The organism is Rhizobium rosettiformans W3 (assembly GCF_004912135.1).
In the GTDB taxonomy this organism is placed as follows: Bacteria; Pseudomonadota; Alphaproteobacteria; order Rhizobiales; family Rhizobiaceae; genus Allorhizobium; species Allorhizobium rosettiformans.
In genome coordinates, this window is sequence record NZ_STGU01000002.1 from 75,833 (window position 1) to 99,269 (window position 23,437).

The following is a 23,437-nucleotide window of genomic DNA, read 5'->3' on the forward strand; positions in this document are numbered from 1 at the left end:
AAGCGCTGTGACCCTCCAGGATACCTCTCTTCCGCCGAAACCGAACGTCTTGCGCGGCAGCCCGTCCACCAGCGCGTCGCCGCTTCGCCCCGCAACGATGACTGCGCTGCTGGCGCCGCTGCTCTTCGCTGTGATTGCCGGCATCGATGGTCTTGGCACCAGCATCGCCTTCGCCGCCCTTATCTTTACAGGCTCCGTCTCAGCCGGCTTCGGCATGGGGGTCGGGGCCATTTTGATGTCGAGCATCGCGCTCACCCTGGTGATCACCCTCGGCAGCCGTTACCCCGCAAGCATCGGCCAGGTGCGCAAGCCCAATGTCGCGATCCTCGCGGCCGCGATTGCCGCAGCGCTGGCCTCGCCGGCACTCATGGATGCGCCCGATGAGGTCCGCATCATGACGGCCTTTGCCATTCTCGGAACGAGTGCCGCAGCGACCGGTCTCGTATTCCTCGTCTCCGGTGCCTTCGGCTTCGGCAAGCTCGTCCGCTTCATGCCCTTCTCTGTCATCGCCGGCTTTCTCGCCGGCTCCGGCTGTCTGATGATCCAGGGTGCGGTGAAGATGCTGCTCGCGGACCATGCGCTGTCGGATCTCGTGATGACTGTGGATGGCCGTCAGGCGCTCGCCAATCTCCACATCGCCCTGATCTTCGCCTTCATCCTGAACTTCTCGTTGCGCCGATCGAAGAGCCCGCTCGTTGCACCCGGCATCATGCTTGCAGCCGCGCTTCTGTTTTACGCAATGCTCGCCGCACTCGGCGTGGATGCCGAGACTGCCCGCAGCTTTCACTGGCTTCCCGCCCTGCCGGTCGAGGCAGGCCTTGAACTGCCGTCTCCGGTCGCAGTCCTGACGCATGCCGACTGGTGGGCCGTGGCCGATGCAGCACCCGCCATCGCCTCCGTCGTGCTGCTCAGCATGGTGGGCCTGTTGTTGAACACCAGCGGCCAGGAAGTCGCCACGCGACGGGAGATCGATGCAGATTCCGAGCTTCGCACGACCGGACTTGCCAATCTCCTTGCCGGTGGTTTTGGCGGCGCACCCGGCTTCAGCAGCATGAGCATGACCTTGCTTGCAACCCGCATGGGTGGCGCAAGCCGCCTGCCGGGTCTTGCAACGACTTTGGTCCTGGTCCTGATGTTGCCGTTTGCCGGGCAGCTGGCAGGCGCGATGCCGACCTTCGTCGCCGCCGGCCTGATGATCACGCTCGGCTATGACATGGCGGAGGAATGGCTGTGGAGCGCCCGCCATCAACTGCCGCGCAACGAATGGCTGGTGGTGCTGGCCATCCCCTTCGCCATGCTCGTCCTCGGCTTTCTGACCGGCATGGCGATCGGCCTCGCACTCGCCATCATCTCCTTCGTCTACAACTATGCGCGCCTCTCGGTTGTTCGCAGTGATACCTCCTTGATCGCCCGCCGCAGCAGCGTCGACCGACCACTGGTCGAAACCAGTCACCTCGAAGGCAGAGGCGATCAGGTTCAGGTGCTCGAGCTGCAGGAGTTTCTGTTTTTCGGTACGGCGGAACAGGTGGTCGCAGCGGTGCGCAATCGCCTGCAGCATCCGGAACGCCCGAAGCTGCGCTTCGTCATCATCGACTTCCGCCGCGTGAGCGGCCTCGACGCTGCTGCTGCGGCAGCCTTCGTCAAGATCCGCAATCTGCTGGCTGCAGCCGGCGCCGAACTCCTGCTCAGTGGCCTGTCACCGGACAAGCGGATGACGCTGAGGCGCAACGGTCTGGATGGGCTCGGCGATGCTGCAACACGCTTCGCGCCCGATCTCGATCATGCCATCGAATATTGCGAGCAGCGACTCCTGAGCGATGCCGGCAGCGACGAGAGCTGGCGGCGGGTCGAGGATTATCTGGCCCAGACCATCGGCCCCAGCGCTCGCCTGCAGGATCTTGTCGCCTCGATGGAGGAAATCCGTCTGCAGCCCGGCGACCGCTTCATCCGCGCAGGCGAACCGGGGGAAGATCTCTTCCTGCTCTGGGCCGGTCGCGCCAAGGTGGAAGCCGTGTTCGCCAGCGGCAAGCGCTTGCGCTTGCGCACCGTGAAGCCCGGTGTGGTGCTCGGCGAAATCGCCATCTATCGCGGTGGTCCGCGCACGGCTGATGTCGTGGCGGAAGAATCCTCGATCATCTACCGGCTCGCCCGCCGCCAGCTCCGCTATCTCGAACAAACTGATCCGGAGCTTGCGCTCCTCGTCCACCGCCTCTGCGCCACCACGCTGGCGGAACGCCTGACCATCGCCAACCGCGAGGTCAAGGCTCTGCATGAATGATCAGGTCACTTGCTGCTTGCGGTGAAGACCCCGTCCCAGTCGGCCGGTGCCGTTTCCGGCAGTTCCGCCAGCCTGTCGCGATAGAGCGCATGGGTGCCTGAAAGCGGGTTCGGCGACCGTTGGAGCAGGTCCTGCAGGTGGAGGCGTGCGGAGGAAAAGTCGCCTTCCTGCCAGGCTGAAATGAACATGGCATGGGCGGACAGCAGATCTGAATCGGCTGCGCTCTCTCCCTCTTCTCCGATCAGCGCATGGAGTGTCACCGGAGCGTTTCGTCCCACGACACGCACGCGATCGACTTCCGCGAAGGCGAGGCCGCTGGTTCTTGCCCGCACATCCTCTGTCACCAGGACCGAGACCTCATAGAGCTTGGTCATGCCCTCGACACGCGAGGCGAGGTTGACGCTGTCGCCGAGGCAGGAATAGCTGAAGCGTTGGTCGGATCCGAGATTGCCCACACAGGCCATGCCGGTATTGAGCCCGATGCCGATCTTGAGGTTCAGGCCGCTTTCGCGGTTGAGCCTTTCAAGCCCGGAGACCATGTCGAGTGCGGCGAGACACGCTTTTTGCGGATGGTCGGCAATGTCGAGCGGTGCGTTCCAGAAGGCCATGATGGCGTCGCCGATATATTTGTCGATCGTCGCCTCGCGCTTGAGAAGCACATCGGTCATCGGCGTCAGGAAGTTGTTGAGCAGACCGGTGAGCTCGGTCGGCGACAACCGCTCGGAGAGCGTGGTGAAGCCGCGGATGTCGGAAAAGAGCACGGTCAGTTCCCGGTCCTCGCCGCCGAGCGTCAAACCTTCCGGATTTTCCGAAAGCCGCTCGACCAGGGTCGGCGACAGATAGCGGCCGAAGCTCTCGCGCACGAACCGCTTCTCGCGGTGGGTGAGCATCAGAAGCAGGGGCAGGGCGGTCAGAAGCACTGCCGCGAGGCTCGTGAGCGGCAGCAGCGGATCAAACAGCGTCAGAGCGCGGGAAAAGGCAAGCCACGAGCCGCCGGTGATCAGGGCTGCGAGCACCAGGGCAACCACAACCGAGAAGGCCGGGGTGGCGGTCGCCAACACAGCAAGCAACACAAGTCCGGCCAAAACGGCGGCTGCCCGCTCAGCACCCACGATCCAGTCCGGCCGCTGCAGGAAGACCCCGCTCGCGATCTGATCGATGATCTCGGCATGCACCTTCACGCCCGCCATCGCGCGATCGACGGGTGTCGCGACGATATCGCGCAGACCCACGGCACTCGTTCCGACCAGGAGGATGCGCCCCTGGATCTGCGCCATCAGCGTCGCTGCCCTGGCGGGATCGAAGAAGTCGGCTGCGGAAATGACGGGCATGTTCGGCAGGCCCGAATAATAGATCCAGATCTCGCCATCGGCGGAGAGGGGAATGTCCAGCGCGCCGACCCTCAGATCCGTCATCGCCGACCCCTCCGCCGTTCCGGCAGAGCGCAGGACGAAGGAGCCGGCCTGCTGTGCGATCCTGAGCGTCTCGATCGAGAGCGCCGGATAGAGCTGGTCACCGCTTTTTGCGATGAGCGGGAAGGTGCGAATGATGTTGTCGGCCGTCGGCGGGAAGGAGAAATAGCCGAGAGCCGTTGCCCGCTTTGTCAGATCGGGCAGGTTCGACAATGCGCCGGAATAGGGGATCAGGCGTGCGCGCGGATCCGGTCCGACGAAGGAGAAGCCGGCCTTCGGCTCCGGTGCCGGCGAAGACCTCTCGTTGGTGAGCGCAATTCCAAGCGCCACGGCATTCGAGGCAACGGCCTCCGCCAGCTGCGCATCCGGATCCGGCAGGCCGGATCCCACCTCGATCGCAATCCCTTGGGCGCGCATCTCCTCGACCAGACGGCCAGGCGCTGTCCTGTCCGGCTCGGAAAACACGATGTCGAAGCCGATGGCAGCAGCCCCGAGCCCGCTTGCCCGCTCCACGATCTCCGCCACCGTGCGGCGCGACCACGGCCACTGCCCGAGCTTGCCGATCGAAGCCTCGTCGATATCGATGACGGCGACCGGCGGATCGGTCGCCTCGCGCGGCTTCAGCGTCTGGTAGGTGTCAAACACCAGCGCCGTCAGCCGGAAGGCCTGGGGGGCGAAGGCGGCATGGGCTGTCAGAACGGCAGAAAGCGCAGCCGCTCCAATCAGCGAGACGCCGAGCTTGCGTCGCTGTGAGGACGACAGTCGGCGCCGAGGAGTGTGGGCTGCGGCCATCGCGCGGCTTAACGGCTGCCGGCGAAGATGCCGGACGAGGACCAGGTGCCGTCCTCGGCAGAAAAGTTGCCCATGATGCCCTTGACCGGGTCGGTGCCGTTGGAGGCAAAGGCGCCGGTGACGGAGCTGCTCACGCCATCGGTTGTGCCGCTGCCGCTGAAGGTCGCCGCGCCGCTACCGAAATTGACGTTAGAGGTGAAGTCCCGGCCATCATAGTCCGTGATCTCCACGTCGCCCGTGCGGGTGCCGAAGTTCATCGTCGATCTCATCGTGCCAGTCGCGATGTATTGGTCACCGTTATTCAACACCGTACCTACGGCGTTTCCATTATAGGTGGCCGATCCAGAGGACGGTAGCCTGCCAACCTCCGGCGTCTTGCCGATGATCCAGTTGCCGAGATGGACAGATTGGGAGCTTTCGCCGCTAGCCGCCTTTCCCCACCAGCCCCAGGTCATGAAGCTGCAGGAATTGCAGATGGCGGAACTTGTGTCGTCGGCGAAGATCTTGGCGGGCACCACGTCCGACGACACGAGGTAGGAGCCGTCGACATCGCTGGCGGCGCCGATCAATCTATCATTCAGATAGGCGGTTTCGGAATTGCTGGAGGTCAGGTAAATCTCCTCGCGCTCGTCTGCCGTATCGATATCAATTGCACCTGTGAAGCTGTTGGTGCCCCCGTTGAACGAGAGCGAAACCGTTCCTGTGTCGAGGTCAATGCCGCTCCATGTTTTTACCGCCCCTGCTGCAAAGCCAGTCAGTGTCTGGTTGGCGAACGAGCGCGATACGTTTGTCTGCGTGAGGTTGTTGTTGCGGCTCAAGACATTGGCGCCAACGTCATAGGAGATGGTGCCCTCACCCTCGCCGGGGTCGGGAACATAGGTTTCGCCGCTCGCGACGATCACCATGTACTCGCCGTTCTTGCCGAATAATTCGTCGGAGCTCTCGCTGCCCCCGACAGTTTCCACAACGGATTGGGTATTCTCCACGTGCCCGGATGGACTCGTCAGGTAGCCGCCGCTGCTCAACGCCGCCAGACCGTGGCCTCCTTGCTCCAGACGCGCGAAAGTTCCGGCAGTGACATTGATCGCGCTGAACTGGCCTGTTCCGGTTCCATTGATCAGGATCGAGGCTTGAATGGCCTTCCCGACGGCCGCACTCTCCGAGCTGTTAACCCCTGACGCGGCCACGACGAGAAGGTCACTGTTGACCGCTCCCGATCCCGAAAGGGCCCGAGCAAGATCCGCATTGACGGCCCCGATCGACACGGCACCGGTCGCCGGATCCGGTTGCACCACATAATGCAGCACCTTCGTGCCAGTGAAGGTAGATGACATGCTGGCCGTCTGCCCACCGACGACAATAAAGGCATCGTTGACATCATTGCGCATGAGATAGGCGAGGAACTCGCCGCTGCCGGCATAGGCCTTGCCTTCCAGTTCACCAAGCAGCGTGCTCGAGCCTGATACGGTCGCGCTGGTTAAGCCAGACGAGGCGCTTTTGCCGTCAAGGGTGAAACTCTGTTCCTCGCCATGCGTGCCAGCCCAGCTGCCGTCCGCTTGGCGGGTCATCTGCCCGAAGCTGCCACTAAGCTCCCTGTAGCCCTCGTCCTCGGAAACGACCCCAACCGAGCCATCCCATGGTTCACCGCCGTCATCCGGCACCTCCGGCCGTGTGCCCACATCCCGCTGTGACTCACCCGCCACCTCTTCCACCGGCGTGGTCACGATCGGGCGCGGTTGCGGCACGGGGATGGTATTTTCGGACGGGAGCTGTGCCGAATTCGTCTGGCTGACGGCGCTGCTGGCTACTGTCTGGTCGGTGGGCGTATTGCTGGCGCCGCCACTCTGTCCGGGCCGGCCCGCAAGGAATTGCTGCAGCCCGCTCACCCATTGCGGCGGCGTGCGCTGGATGCGCGGCTGGCCGTCGCCGGCAACGATGGAAAAGCCCTGCTTGAACAGCCGCTGCGGCGCGCCGTTTCCGGTGAGCTGGACTTCCTTGCCATAGACCAGCGTCATATGCGGCGGCAAAGGCTGGCCATCCGGCGTCTGGCCGTTCAGGTTGATGTCGACCACGGCGCCACGAATGCCGGCGGTGCCGATCGGCGTATCGATCTTCACGTCGCCGCTTGCCTTGGAGGCCTTGCCGCCGATGAAGCGCAGCGCGCCCTTGGTCATGGTGGCCGCGAGCGAGGCCGTGTTCTTCTCGGGATCGTAGACGAAGCTGTCGATCACCACGGAGGAATTGGGGCCAACGGTGAAGGATGTGCCGTCGGCAAGCAGGATCTGCACCAGCCCCTGGCCGCTGGTCTCGATCCGGTGGTTGCGGATCACGGGATCCCCGAGCGAGATCAGCTTCGGTTTGCCACCCGCGTCGAAGGACCGCGCATCCGGATTGACCGCGGCAGTCACCCCGGCAATGTTCGTGTCGGCCTGCGCTGGAGCGGATGCCAGCAGGAGCAGCGCGGCAGAAGCGCAGAGCAGGGCGTGACGTCTGGTCGTCTTCATCATTGTGCTCCTAGAAAGCGGCCTGGATGCCGATCGACATCGAGATGTTGTCGAACGCCTTGATGTCGTAGTTCGACCAGACCTTGCGGTAGCCGGCCTCGGCCACGAGCGCCACCCGTTCGTTGAACGGCGTGATCTGACGCAGGTTCAGGCTGAATTCCCGGTCGCGCTGGCTTTCGCCGGCGTTGATCATGGCATCCGGATCGTCGTAGCGGCGACCGGCCACGGCGGCTTCCAGCCCGATGATCCAGGCCGGTCCGTCACCGATCAGCGCTGCATAGCGATAGGTGCCCGAAAGCCCAGCCCCCAGTTCGGTGGAGGAGAGATAGCCCGTCTCGGCATCGCGCCGGGTCGCCAGCAGGCGGCCGGTCAGGCTCAAATCCTCGCTGACATTGTGCGACCAGGAGAGCTGCCCGTCGTACCGGTTGCCGCTCTGAAGCTCCGCGGTCTGGCGCGATTTGGTGTTGGAATAGTCCTCGTAGCGATATTGCAAGCTGGCCGAGAGACTGTCGACCGGGGTCACCTGCCAGTCGAAATTGGTGGAGACGCCGGCCGAGGCCAGATAGCGGTCGCCCTCGATCAGCACGCCGCTGGTCAGCAGCATTACGGACAGCGACCGATCGTCGAGACCGAAGCGGCCGAGGTCGAAGACGGGGCCGGCATAGGCCTCGACGGCCGCCGTGTTCAGCGTGTCCCGATCGCGATAGCCGGCGCCATAGCCCGAGATGCCGGCCTCCAGCGCAATTCCCTGCAGATCGGTGTCGTGACGATAGCGGACGGCGCCGTTGATGAAGGCGTTCAAGTCGTCGCCGGCGACACTCAGGTCGTCGAGCGTGTAGGACAAGCCGTTCAGCGTGACGGTCGAATTGCTCGGGCCCGCGTTCGCGTTGCTCTGATAGCGGATCCCGGTCCGCACCATGCCAGAGAGCTGCGAAGGTGCCCCGCGCTGGTCGATGGCGGCGAGATATTGGTCGACCTTCGCCAGAACCTCCGGCGGAACGTCACCGACCGCCTTGGCTCCGTCGAAATACTGCCGCGCCGTTTCGTAGGCCCCGAGGCGATAGTAGAGCACGCCGAGTTCCAGCTGCAGCCGCGGCAGGCCGGGTGCGTAGATCAGCATGCGCTCCAGCGTCGAGATTGCACCTTCCAGATCGCCCGCCTGCGAGGAGAGTGCTGCATATTCGAAGGCCGTGTCGAGATCGTCCGGGGCGGCCATCATTCGTTCGAACAGCGCCTTCCGCTTGGCCTCGATCTCGCCAAGCGATGCGGCTCCCGTGCGCGGCGCGACATTCTGCGACTGTTGCGCAGCGGCTGGAACGGTGGAGAGGGTCAGGCTGAGCGCCAGAAATGCCAGGCTCAATGGATGTGCAGCGGAAGGGAATACTCCCGGGCTCTTTGGCAAGGGCATCTGAAAACTACTCGGACCAGGAATGGATGAAAGTCTTTAAAACAGGTTAAGCTTTTGTTTGAAGCGGAGAAACCGGAGATCACCGGCCAAGTTTGGGTTTTTCCCCGACTTCGGTTCGCTCGGCTTTTGCCCTTCACGAGCCGATCACAGATCGAGCCATGCGCTCGGCAGCAAGTCCCGGTCGTCACTGCCGGCGCTGCGATCTTCCCCTTGTTCTCGGTCTGAAATCGCGCGGGGGAGGTGGGAAAAGGTCACAGAACTTTGATTTTTCGAGGGGGTGCCTGCCTTGTTTGCCGCTCTTTGGCGTTATAACGGTGGACCCATCCAAGACCCTTGCAAGCAGGTAACTGACCCATGTCGACTTCCGAACTCTCGATCACCAAGCGCCGGCTCCTCGGCGGCATCGCCATCGCCGCCGTCTCCATGGCTCTCACCGCCTGCAGCGATGCCGAGGACAAGGCGGCGAGCGCTGAAGCCAATCCGGCCGTCAGCAACGAGACCACAGCCTCGACCACGCCGGCCGTCGAAATCCCGACCGCTGATCGCGATGTCGACATGGAAGCGGCCCTGAAGCCCGGCCCGTTGAAGGAAATGGCGCTCGGTGACCCGAACGCGCCGGTCAAGGTCATCGAATACATGTCGATGACCTGCCCGCACTGCGCGAATTTCCACGAAAAGACCTTCGACGCGATCAAGACCAAGTATGTCGACACCGGAAAGGTCTATTTCGTGCTGCGCGAATTCCCGTTCCCGCAGGACACCGCCTCGCTCGCCGCCTTCATGCTGGCCCGCTGCACCACCGAAGACAAGTTCTTCCCATTCGTCTCGATGTTCCTGAAGCAGCAGCGCACCTGGGCGGCTCCGTCCGATGGTGACGTGCGCAACGCCATGCTGCAGCTCTCCAAGCTCGGTGGTTTTACACAGGAGACCTTCGACGCCTGCTTGACGAACGCCCAGCTTGCCGGTGATGTGTCGGCAGTCCGCGATCGCGGCGCCCAGGAATTCGGTGTCCAGTCGACGCCGACCTTCCTGATCAATGGCAAGGCCTATTCGGGGGACATGTCGGTTGACACCATGTCGGCCCTCATCGACAGCCTTCTCTGATCGACGTTCCGTTCTGACGACGGGCGCCGGGGAAACCCGTGCGCCCGTTTTTCATGCGATGGCGTGGGGCATGACGCGATGAAATTCAACCGCCTGCGCCTGCTCGGCTTCAAGTCCTTCGTCGAACCCTCCGAATTCGTCATCGAACGCGGCCTCACCGGCATTGTCGGTCCGAACGGCTGCGGCAAGTCGAACCTTGTCGAGGCGCTCCGCTGGGTGATGGGCGAGAACTCCTACAAGAACATGCGCGCGTCCGGCATGGACGACGTCATCTTCTCCGGTTCCGGCAACCGTCCGGCCCGCAACACGGCGGAAGTCGGCCTCTATCTCGACAATTCCGACCGAACGGCACCGGCTGCCTTCAATGATGCCGATGAGATCCAGGTCACCCGCCGCATCGAGCGCGGTGCCGGCTCCGTCTATCGCATCAACGGCAAGGAAGCCCGCGCCAAGGATGTGCAACTGTTGTTTGCCGATGCCTCGACCGGCGCCCGCTCGCCCTCCATGGTCGGCCAGGGCCGCATCGGCGAGCTGATCCAGGCCAAGCCTCAGGCCCGCCGTCAACTGCTCGAAGAAGCCGCCGGCATTTCCGGCCTGCATTCCCGCCGTCACGAGGCGGAACTCAGGCTGCGCGCCGCCGAAACCAATCTCGAGCGGCTGGAAGACATCACAGCCCAGCTCGAAAGCCAGATCGAGAGCCTGAAGCGCCAGGCCCGCCAGGCCAATCGTTTCAAGCAGCTCTCCGCCGACATCCGGGCGCATGAGGCTATGCTCCTCCACATCCGCTGGGCGCAGGCCAAGCAGGCGGAAGGCGAGGCGGAAAGCGCGCTCAATCAGGCCATGTCCATCGTCGCCGAAAAGGCGAACCACCAGATGGACGCGGCCAAGCTTCAGGCGATCGCGAGCCTGAAGATGCCGGAGCTACGTGAGGAGGAGGCGAAATGTGCCGCAGCGCTCCAGCGCCTGCAGATCGCCCGCAGCCAGCTTGATGAGGAAGCCAACCGGATCCTGCGCCGTCGCGACGAGCTTACCCGCCGTCTCGCCCAGCTAGATGAGGACATCCGCCGCGAGGAGCGCCTCGTCTCCGAAAATGCCGAGGTGATCAATCGTCTGGCCGAAGAAGAGGCCGAACTCGAGGAGATCCTCGCCGATGCCGGACGATTCGCTGAAGAGGCCAAGGAAGCCTTCGACGCGGCTGCCGCGACGCTGGCCGACAGCGAACGCGATTTCACCCGCCTGACCGCCGAACGCGCCGAAGCCGCCGCCGGCCGCAACCAGCTGGAACGCGCCATCCGCGATCTCGCTGATCGCCGCGCCCGCCTGGAACGCCAGGTCTCCGACGCCTCCCGCGAAATCTCCGAGATCTCCGAACGCATCGCCGCTCTCCCCGATCCGGACGAAAAACGCGAAATGGTCGAGATCGCCGAACAGGCCGTCGCCGACGCCGAAAGTGCGGTCATGGAAGCCGAGGCCGCGCTGACCGAGGCCCGCCGTACGGAAAGCCACCTGCGCCAGCCGCTCGAAGCCGCGCGCGCCCGCGTCAACGGTCTCGAAACCGAAGCCCGCACAATCGCCCGCATCCTGGCCTCGACCACGACAGGGGACTTCCCGCCGGTCGCTGAAGAGCTATCCGTGGACCGCGGCTATGAAACCGCTCTCGGTGCCGCCCTTGGCGACGACCTCGACAGCGCCCTCGACCAATCCGCGCCCGCCCACTGGCACGGCAATGGCGACGGGGCAGGGGATCCCGCCCTGCCGACCGGCGCGAGGCCGCTCATCGCCCATGTCCGCGCCCCCGCAGCGCTCACCCGCGCGCTCCGCCAGATCGGCGTCGTCGAGGAGGCCGATGCGCTTGCCCTCATGTCGAAGCTCGCCCCCGGCCAGCGCCTTGTCACTCGCGATGGCGCCGTCTATCGTTGGGATGGCCATGTGACCGGCGCCGATGCCCCAAGCGCGGCCGCACTTCGCCTTGCCCAGAAGAATCGCCTAGCCGAAATCGAGGTCGAGACCGAGGAAGCCCGCGACCAGATGGTCGAGGCAGAGGATCGCCTGGCCGAAGCCGCAGACGCCATCCGCACCGAAGAGTCCCGCCTCACCGACGCCCGTGACCGCAGCCGCCTGACGGTTCGCACACTCGCCGAAGCCCGCGATGCGCTCGCTCAGGCCGAACGCGCTTCAGGCGATCTCATCCGCCGCCGCGAGGTGATCGAGGAGGCGGTCAACGGTCTGAAAGCGCAGATCGAGGAGATCGTCGAGCAGGAGGAAACCGCCCGCATCGAGATGGAGGAGACGCCCGACCTCTCCGCCCTCGACGCCCGCCTGCGCGAGGCAGAATCCGTTGTCGCACGCGATCGGGGCCTTCTGGCCGAAGCCCGCGCCCGTTTCGAGGGCCTTGCCCGTGAAGACGAGATGCGCCGCCGCCGCATCCTCTCGATCCGCCAGGAAAAGCAGAACTGGCAGAGCCGCGCGAAATCCGCCGAGGAGCAGATCGCGACGCTGCGCGAGCGCGAGGCCGAGGCCCGCGAGGAGATCACCGATCTCGAAATGGCGCCCGACGAATTCGAGGACAAGCGCCGCAACCTGATGACCGCCCTCGACAAGGCCGAGAAGGACCGCCGCGACGCAGCCGATCGTCTGATCGAGGCCGAGACCCGCCAGCGCGAGGCTGACCAGAAGGCGGCAGCGGCGCTCGCCGAACTTGCAGAAAGCCGGGAAAAGCGCGGCCGCGCCGAAGAGCGGCTCGTTTCCGCCCGCGAATGGCGCGTCGATGCCGAGGCCCGCATTGCCGAAGCGCTGAACGTCCCCCCGCACGAGGCCTTTCGCCTCACAGGCCTGAAGGATCCCTCGCAGATCGGGGATCTCCGCGAAGTCGAGCGCAATGTCGACCGGCTGAAGATGGAGCGCGAGCGCCTGGGCGCCGTCAACCTGCGCGCCGAGGAAGAGCAGAAGGAACTGTCCGACAAGCTCGCCGCCATGATCAAGGAGCGCGACGACATCATCGATGCGATCCGCAAGTTGCGCGGCGCGATCCAGAGCCTCAACCGCGAAGGTCGCGAACGCCTGATCGCCGCCTTTGACGTGGTCAACGCCCAGTTCCAGCGCCTATTCACCCACCTGTTCAACGGCGGCACGGCCGAACTGCAGCTGATCGAAAGCGACGACCCGCTCGAAGCCGGCCTCGAAATCCTCGCCCGCCCGCCGGGCAAGAAGCCGCAGACCATGACGCTGCTCTCAGGCGGCGAGCAGGCGCTGACCGCCATGGCCCTGATCTTCGCCGTCTTCCTCACCAATCCCGCGCCGATCTGCGTTTTGGACGAGGTGGACGCGCCGCTCGACGACCACAATGTCGAGCGCTACTGCAACCTGATGGACGAAATGGCCGCCTCCACCGAGACCCGCTTCGTCATCATCACCCACAACCCCATCACCATGGCCCGCATGAACCGCCTCTTCGGCGTCACCATGGCCGAACAAGGCGTCAGCCAGCTCGTCTCTGTGGATTTGCAGACGGCGGAGGCGCTGCGCGAAAGGGAGGCGGTGTGAGAAAGCTACTTCTCGCCATTGGCACGTTGTCCGGCTTGAGCGCCGCTCCCGTTCACGCCCAGATTGCCTCCCCGTCACTCGCCGGCAACTACCTGCCGAGCGTGCTGGCGACGTCTCCGGCGCATCGCGACAGTCTGATGGAGATGATCAAGGGCAAGCCCGGGCTGCCCTTCTGGGTGCGTGCTCTTGTGCGCCAGCCGCGCTACGTCGCGCTCGCCTCCGAAGAGGTGAAGGTCAAGGACAAGCGCATGCAGCTCTTCCGTGCCTGCGAGCCGCGGACATGCGAATCGAGCTGGATAAGGGTGCTCTATTCCGAGGATGGCAAGCGGGCACTGCTTTACGTGTCGGACGCAAAACTCGGCATCAAGATCTTCGGTGATCCGACGCCTGAGGAACTGGCCTTCCTCACCCGCTGATTTCCCTCCGGACTACAATCTTAAGAAGCGCATACGTGTATGCCGTTCTTCACTATGCTTTCCCACTTGGGTCCTAGAATCTCGCGAGCTGAAATGGCTTGGTTCGCTCCGGCTTCACCTTCCCGGAACATCTTGATCGCAAATGCCTGATCATAAGATCCATACACGATCGTCGGACCTGGCTGATAGGTTGTCGTGGCGTTGAAGGTCCCGTAATTCCCGTAGACGTTTGCTGTGCCATAGGTGTTATAGTGACCGGGCATTTGAGTAACGCCGACGCTGTTGTCGCTTGCGGCGCCGGTAATGATATAGCGATCGAAGCCAGCCTTGATTGTCTCAATGGCAGCCTGTTTTTCCGCGACTTTAGCAGCGCCAATGCTCCCACACATGGGTTCAGCACTCGTCTTCACGATGAGGGTGTCATTCGACGTACGCACTGCGGTGGAAGTTGTACATCCACTGAGGGCTGCTGCCGCTATCGTCAAGCATCCGAAAAATTGACGCATTTCATTCCCCTCTTTACCCCGGATCCAGAAGATCGAAAAACTGGAGCCCTTACAAGCAGGAATGGCGTTTTCAACAGACCTATCGTTTTAGGCTGCTATATCATGCGACCGCCTCACGCCGTGCCGGTCCGACCGGGAGCGCACCGCTGGCAAGGATCGAGCCGAGCACCAGCGGCAGGCAGACGAGATAGGCATTGCGGATACCAAAGGCTTCGGCGACGAAGCCGAGCAGCGGCGGTCCGAGGAAGAAGACGACGAAGGCCATCTGCGCGATCGCCGCAACATTGATGACGGCGGGCCGATCGGTGCGCTGGGCAGCCGCGGAGACGGCCATTGGATAAACGGCGCTGCAGCCGGCTCCCATCAATGCAAAGCCGAGAAGCGCCAGATAGGGGTGCGGCGCAAGCCAGGCCATGGCGATGCCAAGGGCGGCGACGGACAGCAGCACACGGCCCACCAGCCGCGCGCCGTATCGATCGACCACCGGATCGACGGTGAGGCGCGCGAGCGCCATGAAGAAGGCAAAGAGCGTGAGACCGGAGCCGGAGATGAAGGGCGAGACGTCGAAGGCCTCTTCCATGTAGATCGTCGACCAGTCGATGCCGGCGCCTTCGATCAGGAAGGCCGATGTGCCGATGATGCAAAGCGGCAGCAGCGAGAGCGTCGGCAGGGCGAAATGCGGTTGCTTGTCGGTGCTGCCCGCCTGAACGAGATGGGGTGCGTTCTTCATGCCGGCGATCGTGATCGCACCAATGACGAACATCGTGCCGAGAAGCACATGCATATGCGTCTGCATGGGGATGCCGGCCTGGCGCACCAGCGAGGCGGTCACGGCGGTGACGAAGAAGCCCAGGCTCCAGCAGCCATGGGCCCGGTTCATGATGCCGAAGCCCACCTGCGCCTCGATCCGTCCTATCTCGACATTGAGGCAGATTTCCAGCGCGCCGGCGAGAAGCCCGATGGAAAACAGGGTGACGAAAACATAGGGCGCCGAGGGCAGGAGCGGGATCAGGCTGAGCAGCAGCATGACGCCGAGCAGGGTAATGGCAAGCGTCACCCGCGATCCGAGACGCACGATGAGCGGCGACGAGAAGGTGAGCGAGATCAGCGAACCGATGGCCATGCCGATCAGCGTCATGCCCAGTTCCGCCTTGTTGACGGAAAGCTGCGTCTGCAGGTCCGGCAGGCGCGAAAACAGAGATCCGGTCGACATGGCGAACAGGAAGAAGGCGATATAGACGCGGTACTGCGGCTGAAATTGCATCGGTGAGACTCGATTTGTCTGATGACCCGTCAACGGCGTGCCAGCATTTCGCGGGCAAGTCCAGTGACGCCAGACGCCGATCGGTTCGCTTACGGAATAGACCGTCATCCTCGGGCTTGTCCCGAGGATCTGCCGAAAGTGGTCATAAGGGTGAGATCCAAGGGAAGGCCCTAAGCGTCCAAGTCGTGTCGAGCGGCAGTAGATCCTCGGGACGAGCCCGAGGATGACGAAAGGGGGGAATGGCGCCGCGCCAAAGAAGAAAAGCCGGAAGCCGTCACGCGGCATTCGACCCGTTGCCACTCGCCCATCCGCCGGCCCATGCGAGCCGTCATCCTCGGGCTTGTCCCGAGGATCTGCCGAGGGTGGTCATGAAGGTGAGATCCGAGGGAAGGCCCTAAGCGTCTAAGACGTGTCGAGCAGCAGTGGATCCTCGGGACAAGCCCGAGGATGACGACCGTCGGGGGCGCCCGCCCAAAAAAGAAATGCCGGAAGCAGGCTCCCGGCATCGTTCTATTGGCTATTGGCTACTGCCTACCCGCTACTCGCGCTCACCCAGCCTTGTTGATCTGGCGCGCCACCACGTCGTGGTTCAGCCAGAGCACCGGGGCCGACGGATTGGCCATCGCGCCGAAGATCAGCGCGCCGGTCGCTTCGACCACGAGCACGCTCAGGTAATCCGAGATCAGCGCCTTGGCGTCCTTGTGCATCTGGGCGATCTCCTGGGAGGTGCCGATCGTGATATCAGACTGGCCTTGGCTGTTGGGCATCGGCCAGTTGTTGAAGTCGTAGAACGGCTTCATGACGTCGCTCACCTGGAAATCGGCGATCTTCTGGAGCACGTCGTCGACGGTCGCGCCTTCGACCAGGAGTGCTTCGCAATCGGCCCAGATCTTCTCGGCGCGGGCGCCGGGATTTTCCTTCTTCAGCGCCTTCAGGAGCGGCAGAAGCGGAAGCTCGATGCCGGCAAAGACGTCGGACGAGTTGGTGCGGATTTCCGGGCAGTTGAAGACGGTCGCCTTGATCCCCGAAGCAAAAGCCTCTTCGGCAATCGCCTCGAGCTTCATCTTGGCATAGCCCTGGGTGTAGTTCGTATAGGTCTGCCAGCGATATTCGTCGCCGATCAGGATGCCCGTGCCGTGATAGCCATAGGCCGAGTAACGCACCTGGCCGCCGCTCTTCTCGATGCGGGCGCGGATCGCGGCACTGCCTTCGATCAGGTGGCGGAAGGTGTTGGCCGAGACTTCGTCGAAGTTCTGCAGGATCAGCTTGCCGAGATCGCTGTCGAGCAGCACCTGCGAGGACATGTGGCGTGCGCCACGGCCCTTGTAGATGCGGTTGGCGATCACGAGGAAGACCTTGGCCTTCGGAATGCCGCCAGCCATGGTATGCGCGAAATGCACGTTCTTGCCGTCGGCGATCATGCCTTCGAGCTCGGCCATGATGTCGGCCACGGCCTTCTGGAAGCGGGATACGCCAACCTGGCGGCACTTTTCGATATGCGCCCAGTCGAGCTTTTCCGTTTCCCAGTTTTCGAGCGTCAGCGAGGCGAGCAGGTCGGTGGGCGTTGCTTCGCCTTCCGGAGCGTCGAGATCGAAGCCGGCCATGGCGGGAATGTTGATGATCCGGCCACCGAGATTGGCTTCCGCCTGGGCAAGCTCTTCTTCCGTCAGCGGACGCAGCTTGTTGTTCTCGTCGCGGCGGCCAACGGTGATCCCGATGATCTCCATGCCGGCCTTCTTGGCCTGGTCGAGCAGGCCCGTGACATAGCCGCGCCCGAACAATTCACCGAAGAGAACGAAAACGTCGCCCTTTTTGTAGAGGTTGTTCTGCGGGATCTCGATCAGGGAAACCGGGCTGGTCAGGGTCATGTTTGATTCCAAATTACAATTGGCGTGCATGCCCACTAGCAAAGTGTGAGCCGCAGTGCATCATCCCGAAGCGATTTCTCCGGTCATTTTAAGTGACCGTTTATCGCAATGCGTGATGAGCTGTAACAATCGGTCCTTGCCAAGCGACGCCGAACCGGCTGCGCCGAAGCGCCAGAGCCTCCAGCCTCGGCATCCCGGTCGTTCTGACGACTTCTCACGCCGCCGTGAGCACGGACTGCCCACACTGCCGCAATTATGATGCATTGCAGCATAAACTTCGGGCCGTGGCGTTTCCAATCCGTCACAATTGCTGTAAACGGTGGAAAAACAAGCCTGTTCGGGTGGAGAGGGCAATGCGTAAATGGGTTTACACCTTCGGCGGAGGAGCGGCCGAAGGGAGTAGGGCCGAAATCGATCAGCTGGGAGGCAAGGGGGCCAATCTCGCCGAAATGGCGGCGATTGGCCTGCCGGTGCCGCCCGGCCTCACGATCGTGTCAGACGCATGTGGCCTCTATTACAAGAATGGCAAGAGGCTGTGCGAGGACTTGAAGGCCCAGGTGCTGCAGGGCATTGCCGGCATCGAAACGGCCACCGGCCGCGCCTTCGGCGACACCAGCCAACCGCTTCTTCTTTCCGTCCGCTCCGGCTCGCGCACCTCCATGCCCGGCATGATGGACACCGTCCTCAATCTCGGCCTCAACGACCGTGCGGTCGAAGCGCTCGGCCACCATTCCGGTGACGCCCGCTTCGCCTGGGACAGCTATCGCCGCTTCATCCAGATGTATGGCGATGTCGTCATGGGCCTCGATCACGAGGTCTTCGAGGAAATCCTGGAAGACGAAAAGGCCCGCCTCGGCCATGAGCTCGATACCGATCTCTCCGCCGTCGAATGGCAGCATGTGGTCAAGCTCTACAAGGAGATCCTCGAGCAGGAACTGGGCGAGCCCTTCCCGCAGGATCCGCATGTCCAGCTCTGGGGCGCGATCGGGGCTGTCTTTTCGAGCTGGATGAACCCGCGGGCCCAGACCTATCGCATGCTGCATTCGATCCCCGAAGCCTGGGGCACGTCCGTCACCGTCCAGACCATGGTCTTCGGCAATCTCGGCTCCACCTCGGCCACCGGCGTTGCCTTCACCCGCAATCCCTCGACGGGCGCCAAGGAGCTTTACGGCGAGTTTCTCGTCAATGCGCAGGGCGAAGACGTGGTTGCCGGCATCCGCACGCCGCAATCGATCACCGAGGCTGCCCGCATCGACAGTGGTTCCGACAAGCCCTCGCTCGAAAAGCTGATGCCCGAAGCCTTCGCCGAGTTCGAGACGATCTGCGCGCGGCTGGAATCCCATTACCACGACATGCAGGACCTCGAATTCACCATAGAGCGCGGCAAGCTCTGGATGCTGCAGGCCCGCTCGGGAAAACGCACCACGAAGGCGGCGATGAAGATCGCCGTCGACATGGTGGCCGAAGGCCTGATCACCGAGGAGGAAGCCGTCCTGCGCATCGAGCCGTCCTCGCTCGATCAGCTCCTGCACCCGACCATCGACCCGCGTGTCGAGCGCCATGTCATCGGCTCCGGCCTGCCGGCCTCCCCGGGGGCTGCCACCGGTGCGATCGTCTTCACGGCGGAAGAAGCGGTCGAGGCGGAAGCCGAAGGCCGCAAGGTCATCCTCGTCCGCGTCGAAACGAGCCCCGAAGACATTCATGGCATGCATGCCGCTCAGGGCATCCTGACGACCCGCGGCGGCATGACCAGCCATGCGGCCGTCGTCGCCCGTGGCATGGGCATCCCTTGCGTCTCCGGTGCCGGCACCATGCGCGTCGATCTCCGCAACGAAAAGCTCATCGGCATGGGTGTGACGCTCACCAAGGGCGACATCGTGACCATCGACGGCTCCTCCGGCCAGGTGCTGAAGGGCGAAGTCCCCATGCTGCAGCCGGAACTGTCGGGCGATTTCGCGCAGCTGATGGAATGGGCGGACCGCGCCCGCCGCATGACGGTGCGCACCAATGCCGACACGCCGGGCGATGCCCGCGCCGCCCGCTCCTTCGGCGCCGAAGGCATCGGCCTTTGCCGCACCGAACACATGTTCTTCGAGGGCGACCGCATCCATGTCATGCGCGAGATGATCCTCGCTGAAGACGAGGCCGGCCGCCGCGCAGCCCTCGACAAGCTACTGCCCATGCAGCGCTCTGACTTTACCGAACTCTTCACCATCATGCACGGGCTGCCTGTCACCATCCGTATGCTCGATCCACCGCTGCATGAGTTCCTGCCGAAATCCGACGAGGAGATCGAGGAAGTGGCGAACGCCATGGGGCTTGAGCCCGGCTTCATGCGCCGCCGCATCGATGCGCTGCATGAGTTCAACCCGATGCTCGGCCATCGCGGCTGCCGTCTCGCCATCTCTTATCCCGAGATCGCCGAAATGCAGGCCCGCGCCATCTTCGAGGCGGCAGTCAGCGCTGCCCGCGAAACGGGCGCTGCCGTCGTGCCGGAAATCATGGTCCCGCTGGTCGGCCTGCGCTCCGAGCTCGATTACGTCAAGGGCGTGATCGACCGCGTCGCAACCGAAGTCATGGGCGAGGCGAAGCTTCAGATCTCCTATCTCGTCGGCACGATGATCGAGCTGCCGCGCGCCGCGATCCGCGCCCATATCATCGCCGAAGCCGCCGAATTCTTCTCCTTCGGCACCAACGACCTGACCCAGACCACCTTCGGCATGTCCCGCGACGATGCCGCCCGCTTCATCCCGACCTACCAGAAGAAGGGCATCATCGTGCAGGACCCCTTCGTCTCGCTCGATTTCGACGGCGTCGGCGAACTCATCCGCATCGCCGCCGAACGCGGCCGCAAGACCCGCCCCGACATGAAACTCGGCATCTGCGGCGAACACGGCGGCGACCCGACCTCGATCCACTTCTGCGAGGATGTCGGGCTGGACTACGTCTCGTGTTCACCGTTCCGCGTGCCGATTGCACGGCTGTCGGCAGCCCAGGCGGCGATCAAGGCTAGGGCGTGAGGGGTGGGTGACGGCTGAAAATGTCGTTGGCCAACGTCCCGCTAAAACCCGAGTACTTCGCGCGTCATAAACACCTTCAACGGTGTATCCGCCATGCGCCCGAAATGGGCCAAGTGAAATTCAAGGCTGGCGGGTGAGCACTCAAGCGGGCTGTCCAGCATACCTGATCAACAATACTTCCCAGTCAGGTCTCTAGCGAGCAGCACTTGCCGTCTTCGCAAACCGCCCCGGAGGCACGCCCACATGCCGGCTGAAGGCCGTGCTAAATGTGCTGGCCGAGCCATAGCCGATCTTTTCGGCCACCGCATCCAGGCTCAGCTCTTGGTGTCGCAGCAGGTCCTTGGCCAATGCCATGCGCCAAGTCATCAGATATTCCATCGGCCGCAGGCCGACGGTGTGGCGAAAGCGGTCGAAGAAGGCGGAGCGGGACATGGCCGCCAGCCGTGCCAGCGCCTCCACTGTCCAGGGGCGATCGACTTGCGCATGCATGGACTGGAGCGCAAGCGCGATGCGCGGCTCGGCCAGCCCGCGCAACAGGCCGGGCGGAGCCTGTTCGGCTGGCACACTGCGCAGCGCCTCGATCAGCAGGATTTCGGCATAACGTTCCAGGATCAAATCGCGCCCGACATCTGCGCGCCGCGCCTCATCCCCAAGCAGGTGAACGAGTTGCGTCAAACGGGCCGCGCCACGCACATGGATCATGCGCGGCAGGAGCGACACGAACAGCGAGGCATCGGGGGCATCGAAGGAGAAATAACCGCCAAACTGCCGCATGTCAGGCTCGCCATCAGGCCGCCCATGGCGTTTCTCGCCGTCGGGTGCCGAAACCAGGGTCGTTGGATCGATCGAGACGGGCGGCGCAGGCTCGATGCTGCCCATGGTGAAGGCGGGCGTTGCCGGCAGCAGCAGAAAATCCCCTTCTTCGAGAATGACGGGCTCTTCGCCGTCAACAGCAAACCGGCAGCGTCCTTTGGTGATGGCGCAGAAACCGGGCTGGCCGAAGGAGGCGTAGTGAACCGCCCAGCGACCGGCGCCGCTAATGCCCTTGGAAAACACGGTGCGCGGTTTCAGAAGCGCGATGACATCGGAGAGCGGATCACGCATCTGGACTATCTCAAATGAAATTTGGAGTAATGGTCGATGATAGTCCAGCCTAGCGCGGCTAAACCTGGAACGTCAACAACAAACGCGTCCAGGAGTTTTCCATGCCAACCATCCTCATCACCGGCTGCTCGTCGGGCTACGGCCAGCATATAGCCCAGTATTTTCTCGACCGCGGCTGGACCGTGATCGCCACCATGCGCACGCCCCGAACCGACGTTTTTGCCCCGTCGGACCACCTGCGCATCCTGCCGCTCGACGTCACCAAGGCGGACAGCATCCACGCGGCGCTTGAAGCTGCAGGCCCGATCGACGCGCTGGTCAACAATGCCGGCATTGGCGTGGTCGGTGCCTTCGAGGCAACACCGATGGAGCATATCCGCAAGGTCTTCGAGACCAATACCTTCGGCACCATGGCCATGACCCAGGCCGCCATCCCAGCCATGCGCGAACGGGGCTCAGGCGTCATTGTCAACGTCACGTCCAGCGTGACGCTTGCGCCGATGCCGCTTGCTGCGGCCTATACGGCAAGCAAGCAGGCGATCCAGGGTTTCACCCAGTCGCTCGCCTATGAACTCGCCCCCTTCGGCATCGTCACCAAACTGGTCGAGCCTGGGTATGCGCCGACGACCCGCTTCTCGGCCAATACCGATATCAATGTCATGGATCTGCTTCCCGGCGCCTATCTCGATTTCGCCCGGCCGATCTTCGAGGCCTTTGCATCCCCAACGGTCGTCACCCGCGAAAGCGATGTTGCCGAAGCCGTCTGGCATGCGGTGACGGACGGCACCACGCAGCAGCGCTATCCGGCCGGGGCCGATGCGGTCGCGCTCGCGGCGGCTGCCTGATCGATCGGAACTAGCCCCGCAAACGCGCCTGCGGCAGTTGCCGCAGGCGCCGGGCCGGGTATAAATCCGGGTGCGTCGCATTCCGCGCTGCCATCACCCGGAGACCCCCATGCCCGGCTATTCCGCCCGTCTGCCCGCCATCCCGACCGTTGTGCTCGATGATGCCGTCACCCGCATCACCCGCTGGGATTTCGAGCCGGGCGCTGCGACCGGCCATCACACCCATGGCCTCGGCTATGTCGTCGTGCCGCTCACCGATTGCCATTTCCTGATCGAGGATGCCGCAGGCGAGCGCCACGTGACGTCGAAGGCCGGCGAGGCCTATCGGCGCGAGGCCGGTGTCGAGCACAATGTCATCAATGGCGGCGAGCAGCCGATGAGTTTTGTCGAGATCGAGTACAAATGAGCGACGACCAGGCATTGCCGCGTTTCGTCACCGACTTCGAACCGCATCATGGCCTCGCGGTCCCGGTGGCAGATGGCGTCCAGCGACTGACGGCGCCCAATCCTGGCCCGTTCACCTTCCACGGCACCAACACCTATATCGTCGGTCAAAAATCCGTCTGCGTCATCGATCCCGGCCCTGACGATGACGCGCATTTCGACGCCCTGATGGCAGCGCTGAAGGGCAGGGAGGTCACCCATATCGCCGTCAGCCACACCCATCGCGATCATTCCCCGCTTGCCCGCCGGCTGAAGGACAAGACCGGCGCCGTCGTCGTCGCGGAAGGCCCTCATCGGCCCGCCCGACCGCTGTTCGAGGGCGAGGTGAACCCCTTTGCCGAGAGTTCGGACACGGATTTCGTACCAGACCGCACTCTGGCAGACGGCGAGAGTATCGAGGGCGACGGCTGGCGTTTAAGCGCGGTGCACACGCCGGGCCATACGGCGAACCACGCAGCCTTCGCGCTCGAAGACACCGGCATCCTTTTCTCCGCCGATCATATCATGGCCTGGGCCACCTCGATCGTCGCGCCGCCCGATGGCGCCATGAGCGACTACATGGCCTCGCTCGATCGGCTGCTGGAAAGGCAGGACAGCCTTTATCTCCCCGGCCATGGCGGGCCGGTCGACGATCCCCAGACCTTCGTGCGCGCGCTCCGCACTCACCGCCTGATGCGTGAAGAGGCAATCCTCGCGCGCATCCGCTCGGGCGACCGGTCGATCGCGGACATGGTCAAGGTCATCTACGCCTCAACCGATCCCCGCCTGCACGGCGCGGCTGCCTTGTCGGTGCTCGCCCATCTGGAAGATCTCGTGGAGAGGGGGCAGGTCGTCACGGAGGGCGCGCCGAGACTGTTGGGGGAATATCGGCCGGGTTGAGCCTTATGCGCGCGGCCCCCCTCTGTCGGCTTCGCCGACATCTCCCCCGA

Annotated in this window: 15 protein-coding genes; 8 read left to right on the forward strand and 7 right to left on the reverse strand. The window is 63.6% G+C overall.

Annotated elements, in window-relative coordinates:
- Window positions 1-7 precede the first annotated feature (7 nt).
- Window positions 8-2,278, forward strand: coding sequence for a SulP family inorganic anion transporter (locus FAA86_RS03610; protein ID WP_136538419.1), 2,271 nt, complete (start codon window positions 8-10; stop codon window positions 2,276-2,278).
- A 5-nt stretch (window positions 2,279-2,283) separates the two neighbouring features.
- On the opposite strand, the gene FAA86_RS03615 is transcribed toward FAA86_RS03610, so the two are convergent.
- Genes FAA86_RS03615 through FAA86_RS03625 form a run of 3 tightly spaced genes read right to left on the reverse strand, consistent with a single transcriptional unit; the run spans window position 2,284 to window position 8,346 of the window.
- Window positions 2,284-4,482, reverse strand: a complete 2,199-nt coding sequence (locus FAA86_RS03615) for a CHASE2 domain-containing protein (RefSeq protein ID WP_136538420.1) — start codon at window positions 4,480-4,482, stop codon at window positions 2,284-2,286.
- Window positions 4,483-4,490: 8 nt separating this feature from the next.
- Window positions 4,491-6,986 carry a FecR domain-containing protein gene (locus tag FAA86_RS03620; protein WP_167494881.1) on the reverse strand — a complete coding sequence of 832 codons (2,496 nt, stop codon included), beginning with the start codon at window positions 6,984-6,986 and terminating at the stop codon, window positions 4,491-4,493.
- A gap of 10 nt (window positions 6,987-6,996) precedes the next feature.
- Complete coding sequence (locus FAA86_RS03625) at window positions 6,997-8,346, reverse strand: tetratricopeptide repeat protein (protein ID WP_136538422.1); 1,350 nt, start codon at window positions 8,344-8,346, stop codon at window positions 6,997-6,999.
- Window positions 8,347-8,748: 402 nt separating this feature from the next.
- On the opposite strand from FAA86_RS03625, the gene FAA86_RS03630 reads away from it, so the two are divergent.
- From FAA86_RS03630 to FAA86_RS03640, 3 genes are all read left to right on the forward strand, one after another.
- Window positions 8,749-9,498, forward strand: coding sequence for a thioredoxin domain-containing protein (locus FAA86_RS03630; protein ID WP_136538423.1), 750 nt, complete (start codon window positions 8,749-8,751; stop codon window positions 9,496-9,498).
- A 78-nt stretch (window positions 9,499-9,576) separates the two neighbouring features.
- Entirely contained in the window at window positions 9,577-13,041 is a 3,465-nt protein-coding gene (locus FAA86_RS03635) for a chromosome segregation SMC family protein (protein ID WP_136538424.1), read from the forward strand.
- A complete protein-coding gene (locus FAA86_RS03640) occupies window positions 13,038-13,457 on the forward strand; it encodes an Ivy family c-type lysozyme inhibitor (RefSeq protein WP_136538425.1) in 420 nt (139 codons plus the stop codon). The genes FAA86_RS03635 and FAA86_RS03640 overlap by 4 nt, the downstream gene beginning before the upstream one ends.
- A 20-nt stretch (window positions 13,458-13,477) precedes the next feature.
- Here the strand turns inward: FAA86_RS03640 and FAA86_RS03645 are convergent, their stop codons facing one another.
- The 3 genes from FAA86_RS03645 to FAA86_RS03655 all read right to left on the reverse strand — a co-directional run bounded on the left by FAA86_RS03645 (window position 13,478) and on the right by FAA86_RS03655 (window position 17,089).
- The gene (locus FAA86_RS03645; RefSeq protein ID WP_136538426.1) at window positions 13,478-13,963 is read right to left on the reverse strand and encodes a hypothetical protein; all 486 of its coding nucleotides are present in this window, start codon (window positions 13,961-13,963) and stop codon (window positions 13,478-13,480) included.
- A 100-nt stretch (window positions 13,964-14,063) separates the two neighbouring features.
- On the reverse strand, window positions 14,064-15,227 hold the full coding sequence (locus FAA86_RS03650) for an MFS transporter (protein WP_136538427.1): 1,164 nt from the start codon (window positions 15,225-15,227) through the stop codon (window positions 14,064-14,066).
- A 548-nt stretch (window positions 15,228-15,775) separates the two neighbouring features.
- The gene (locus FAA86_RS03655) at window positions 15,776-17,089 is read right to left on the reverse strand and encodes an enoyl ACP reductase FabMG family protein (protein ID WP_167494909.1); all 1,314 of its coding nucleotides are present in this window, start codon (window positions 17,087-17,089) and stop codon (window positions 15,776-15,778) included.
- Between the two features lie 359 nt (window positions 17,090-17,448).
- On the opposite strand from FAA86_RS03655, the gene ppdK reads away from it, so the two are divergent.
- Window positions 17,449-20,115 carry a pyruvate, phosphate dikinase gene (gene ppdK, locus FAA86_RS03660; protein ID WP_136538429.1) on the forward strand — a complete coding sequence of 889 codons (2,667 nt, stop codon included), beginning with the start codon at window positions 17,449-17,451 and terminating at the stop codon, window positions 20,113-20,115.
- A 192-nt stretch (window positions 20,116-20,307) separates the two neighbouring features.
- Here the strand turns inward: ppdK and FAA86_RS03665 are convergent, their stop codons facing one another.
- On the reverse strand, window positions 20,308-21,219 hold the full coding sequence (locus FAA86_RS03665) for an AraC family transcriptional regulator (protein WP_136538430.1): 912 nt from the start codon (window positions 21,217-21,219) through the stop codon (window positions 20,308-20,310).
- Window positions 21,220-21,320: 101 nt separating this feature from the next.
- Here FAA86_RS03665 and FAA86_RS03670 point away from each other — a divergent pair, with 101 nt between their 5' ends.
- The 3 genes from FAA86_RS03670 to FAA86_RS03680 all read left to right on the forward strand — a co-directional run bounded on the left by FAA86_RS03670 (window position 21,321) and on the right by FAA86_RS03680 (window position 23,387).
- Window positions 21,321-22,064 carry an SDR family oxidoreductase gene (locus tag FAA86_RS03670; protein ID WP_136538431.1) on the forward strand — a complete coding sequence of 248 codons (744 nt, stop codon included), beginning with the start codon at window positions 21,321-21,323 and terminating at the stop codon, window positions 22,062-22,064.
- A 109-nt stretch (window positions 22,065-22,173) separates the two neighbouring features.
- Complete coding sequence (locus FAA86_RS03675) at window positions 22,174-22,470, forward strand: cupin domain-containing protein (RefSeq protein ID WP_136538432.1); 297 nt, start codon at window positions 22,174-22,176, stop codon at window positions 22,468-22,470.
- Complete coding sequence (locus tag FAA86_RS03680) at window positions 22,467-23,387, forward strand: MBL fold metallo-hydrolase (RefSeq protein ID WP_136538433.1); 921 nt, start codon at window positions 22,467-22,469, stop codon at window positions 23,385-23,387. The genes FAA86_RS03675 and FAA86_RS03680 overlap by 4 nt, the downstream gene beginning before the upstream one ends.
- Window positions 23,388-23,437 lie beyond the last annotated feature (50 nt).